The following is a 4446-nucleotide window of genomic DNA, read 5'->3' on the forward strand; positions in this document are numbered from 1 at the left end:
ACGTCCACCAGCTCTGCCTTCGTCCCCTCCGACACCCCCGCATCCTACGACCCAACAGCCCACGAAAACCGATGAGTTATTGATCGGCAGGCCCCTGGCCCCAAGGCCACCAGCTCAAGTTGACAATGCCCGACCATTGGTACGCTCCTCGCTCTGAAGCGGCGCTGCGCGTAACGTCAGTCGGTGCAGGTAGCGGTGGCGGGCGTCGGACGACCGCAGACCCCATGCCAGCAGCATCCCGGTGGACAGTGCTGTCACGTGGCCGACGGGAGTGACCCCCAGCGTGGTCAGGCCGCTCGTGATGTGCGGTGCGCGCACCGCGAGCGCGGCGAGCGCGGTCCATCGGTGCCACCGCCTGGCCCCCGCTACCGCCACAGCGGCCAGGGCCGAGACGATCACGTAGGACGGGCCGACGTCCAGCGTCGTACGCAGCGCCGGGTCTGCTTGGCCCGCCGCGATCCGTGCTGCCAGCAGCCCTTCGCTCACCAGTGTGCCGAGGACCTGGCCGGCCGCGATCAGCGCGACCGCCCGCATGTTGCCGAACCGGATGACGAGAAACGCCAGTATGGCCCCGGCGAGGGCGATGCTGCGCAGACAGGCCCAGGGATCGGCGCCGAACAGGAAGGCGGAGGTGATGAGCGCCTCCACAGGATGATCACCCATATTGGCCAGGTTGGTCGATGCCCAGGCGTTCACCGCGTGATCACCGCCGTACGTCAGGGACGACGCGGCGGCGAGCAGGGCGAAGCCCCAGGGCACAGGGGAAAGCCATCGGCGGGCGGGCGTCCGGGAGAGATCCATGTGGCCGACCCTGGCAGAGGGTGCCCGCCCCGCGGATCTGACCACGGAATGACCGGCTGATCTCTATCCCTGGACAGAGGCGGATGATCGCCCTCCCGGCTAGGGTCGGATGCATGCGAGGCATGATGGTGAGGCATGACGTGGCGTCCCATGCCGGGAAGCTGACGCCGACTCAGCTGATCGCGCTGGATGTGCTTTTCGCCGTGGTCCTGATGGCGTCGAACGTCGTGTGGTGGACGCTTGGCACGCACCGCACGGGCTGGCCGGCATGGCAGACCGTGCTGACGTGCTCGTTGGGCACGGCCGTCGCCGTCCGGCGGCTGCTGCCACTGCCTGCACTGGCGGTGGCGTCGGTGGTGATGGCCACCGACGGCGCGCTCAGCCTGACGGGTGTGCTGGCGACTGCCTTGCTGGTGTACGGGGTGGCGGTTGCCCGACCCACGCGTGTCGCGGCGTACGCGTGCGTGGTGGCAGGCGCCGCACAACTCGCCTTGATGATCCCTATGCAGGGCATAACAGGGCACGACTACTGGGGGTGGCCGGGGATGAGCCAAAGCCTCATTGTCGAGGCCGCCGCCTGGGCGATCGGATGGTCCACCAGACGGGGCCGCGCCTACACTCGAGGCCTGGTCGAGCAGGCCGAAGAGCGGGCACAGCTCCTCCTCGTCGAGGAACGCATGCGTATCGCCCGGGAGTTGCATGATGTCGTCGCGCACAGCCTGAGCATCGTCGCGGTCCAGGCGGGCGTCGGCCACCACGTGATCGGCAGCCGACCTGACGAGGCCGCGAAGTCCCTCTCCGCGATCGAGACGACGAGCAGGGATGCTCTGGGAGAGCTGCGTTCGCTGCTGGGTGTCCTGCGCGATGACGACGGTGCCGAATGGCTGCCCGGCGGCCTGGACGACCTCAACACGCTCCTCGAGCAGATCCGACGGGCCGGTGTACAGGTCGAGTTGACGATCAGCGGTCACCCGCACGCCGTGCCCCGAGGTCTGGACCGCGCCGCCTACCGCATCGTGCAGGAAGCCCTGACCAACGTCGTCAAGCATGCCCGCACCAGCCACGCCCGGGCGACGGTCGCCCACGCGCCGGGCGAGGTTTCTCTCACGGTCGTCGATGCCGGAGCCGGCCGCACGTCCACCCCGATCACCGAGGGCCACGGCCTGACCGGCATGAAGGAACGCGCCGCCCTTTACGGCGGCGAGGTTCACGCGGGCCCGCTCTCGCCGCACGGCTTTCGCGTCGCCGCCCGGCTGCCGTACGCCGCGGACGAGCGAACAGCCCAGTTCCCCGTGGGCGCCGATCTGGAGGGCGCATGACGGTGCGGGTCGTCGTGGTGGACGACGAGACGCTGGTGCGTGCCGGGTTCCGGGTGCTGCTCGAGTCGGAAAACGATCTCCAGGTCGTCGGCGAGGCGGCCGACGGGACCGAGGCGGTCAGGGTGATCCGCGAACTGCGCCCCGATGTAGCCCTGATGGACATCCGGATGCCCGGGATCAATGGCATCGAGGCCATCCGCGCGCTGTTCGGCGGCCCGTCTCCGGTGCCCGTCCACGTCCTGGTGCTCACCACCTTCGACCTGGACGAGTACGTCTTCGAGGCGCTCCGCGCAGGCGCCGCGGGCTTCCTCCTCAAGGACACTCCACCCGCACGCCTGATCGACGCCGTGCGGGTGATCGCCACCGGGGAGTCGTTGCTGTCACCCGGCGTCACCCGCAGGCTCATCGAGACCTACGTCCGCCGCCCCGGCTACACAGGCCCGGTCACCCATGCCCTGGACGGGGTGACCGGCCGCGAGCGTGACGTGCTGGGTCTGATCGCACGTGGCCTGTCCAACAACGAAATCGCAGCCGAGCTGTATCTGACCGTTGGCACGGTCAAGACCCACGTCAGCCGTCTGCTGACAAAGCTGGGGGCCAGGGACCGGGCCCAACTCGTCATCGCCGCCTACGAAAGCGGACTGGCCAGTACTTGGGGTGCACGCGGAACGTGAGGGAAGCCCATATTGCCCGTCTCATCCGGCAGAGCCTGTCGCGTTCCAAGGGGAGCTGATATCGGTGATTGCTCCCGCCGCCGGAACCCGACACATCAGAGGCACAAGCATCCACCTGTGGCGCGTGAAGCGACACAAAACATATGAAAACGACCTCTGACACAGGTGGGGCCCGTCACCACGGGGGAAGGTGACGGGCCCGGACCTACGGTGCCACAGCCTCGCGGCCGGTGCAGCCTGTCCAGCCGACGAGCCGGCTGAGAGCCGGACCTTGGTCAGGCGTCGACGAACTCCTTGAGCATCTCCTCCAGGTCAGCCAGCGTTTCGGTGACCGGTGTCCCATGGCGCGCTGCCCGGATGGTGATGCAGGTGGCGGTGAAGTCGGCGAGTTCGAGGATCAGGTCGACGAACTCGCCTTGGTCCCGGGCGAACGTACTCCCGAGCACTTCGCCGGCGCTGGCCTGGTCTGCGAGCAGTGCCCGGATGACAGGCAGCGCGTTGAGCTTCGGACCGCCTCCGGCCGCACCGCGTTCGGAGGCTTCCTCGATGGCGGTGAGGAGTTCGTCGACCGTCTGCTCGGTCTCGTCCGCGAGCACGAGCGTGAGCCCAGTCGCGGCGGCCGTCGTGCCGGTGGCGAGCAGGAAGATGCGGTCCGTGCCGTTTTCGTCCGTGTCGGCGCGCGCGGCCGCCGACACGAGGCGGCCGGCGGGCGAGTCGACGGGGCGCGGCGCGGCGCGGCTCGCCGGATCCATCGAGGCGCGGATCAGTTCCATGACGGGCTCGTGAGAGATCGGCATCTCCCCATCCTGACGTGCGAGTTCACCCAGGTGCGGGCGAAAGAGCGAATCTCCCTCGCCTCACCCCCGGTGGCGCGATGCAGCTCACACTGGCAACCGGGAGATGGGCGGGAACATCTGGAGACGGTTGACCGTTCATCTAAGCGTGGCTGCGGAGGGGACAGTGTCCCCGGGCCTCACCTACAGCCCATGGGGACGATCGTCCGGCTGAAGCCCCATGGAGCCTTCCGCCGCGAGGCGACCGCCCTCCGCACGCCACCACCTACGGCCCCGGCTGGTCTCCCCCGTCCAGCCGGGGCTTTCACCTGCGCACAACCGCCAAAGGACCATCAGGGGCTGCCAGAACCCGGCAGGGCATTCCCTCCGGCCGCCGCGCACTCACCCGAGGCCGAGGCTGCCGAGGGCCGTGGTCCAGTCGGTGACGATGGCTTTCTGCGCGGCCGCGAGAGTGACCTTGCCGGCGCAGACGGCGGTGTGCAGTTTCGTCTCCACCGGGTCCTTCGCGTTGTTGACCCCGCCGCCCGCCTTGTGGCCCGGGTCCGGCGGCTCGATCCACAGATTCCGGGGATCGTTCGGGTCGCCGCCCAGCTGCAGGCTGATGAGGTGGTCGTACTCAGCGTCGCCCATGCGGCCCTTGTAGCCGTAGGAGGCGGCGTTGAGCGCCTTCTCCTTGCCGGTGACGGACGTGGACGGCCGGATGCCGGAGGTGTAGCCGCCCTTGCGGCAGATCGTCGACTTCAGATTCGCCTGCGTGACCGCCGGAGGGCACTGTCACGTTGTTGGGTGTGTGGAGATCTGGCGGCGTGTCAGGGTGTGGTGTTGCTGGGTTCCGGGCCCTTGGTCAGACCGTGGTGG

The 4446-nt window shown here is 68.8% G+C and carries 4 protein-coding genes and 1 pseudogene; 2 read left to right on the top strand and 3 right to left on the bottom strand.

What is annotated here, in order from left to right; all coding sequences use genetic code 11:
- Positions 1-114 precede the first annotated feature (114 nt).
- Positions 115-801, bottom strand: coding sequence for a rhomboid-like protein (locus ABZ656_RS56690; protein ID WP_360280387.1), 687 nt, complete (start codon positions 799-801; stop codon positions 115-117).
- Between the two features lie 140 nt (positions 802-941).
- Here ABZ656_RS56690 and ABZ656_RS56695 point away from each other — a divergent pair, with 140 nt between their 5' ends.
- Together ABZ656_RS56695 and ABZ656_RS56700 are read left to right on the top strand one after the other, a co-directional pair.
- The gene (locus ABZ656_RS56695) at positions 942-2120 is read left to right on the top strand and encodes a sensor histidine kinase (protein WP_360280390.1); all 1179 of its coding nucleotides are present in this window, start codon (positions 942-944) and stop codon (positions 2118-2120) included.
- Positions 2117-2794, top strand: a complete 678-nt coding sequence (locus tag ABZ656_RS56700; RefSeq protein WP_101408658.1) for a response regulator transcription factor — start codon at positions 2117-2119, stop codon at positions 2792-2794. The genes ABZ656_RS56695 and ABZ656_RS56700 overlap by 4 nt, the downstream gene beginning before the upstream one ends.
- 275 nt (positions 2795-3069) lie before the next feature.
- Here the strand turns inward: ABZ656_RS56700 and ABZ656_RS56705 are convergent, their stop codons facing one another.
- On the bottom strand, positions 3070-3591 hold the full coding sequence (locus ABZ656_RS56705) for a hypothetical protein (RefSeq protein ID WP_101408657.1): 522 nt from the start codon (positions 3589-3591) through the stop codon (positions 3070-3072).
- Positions 3592-3969: 378 nt separating this feature from the next.
- Positions 3970-4353 (bottom strand): annotated as a pseudogene (locus ABZ656_RS56710) (hypothetical protein); the annotation flags it as partial.
- Positions 4354-4446: the final 93 nt, after the last annotated feature.

The organism is Streptomyces sp. NPDC007095, assembly GCF_040634475.1.
Taxonomy (GTDB): Bacteria; Actinomycetota; Actinomycetes; order Streptomycetales; family Streptomycetaceae; genus Streptomyces.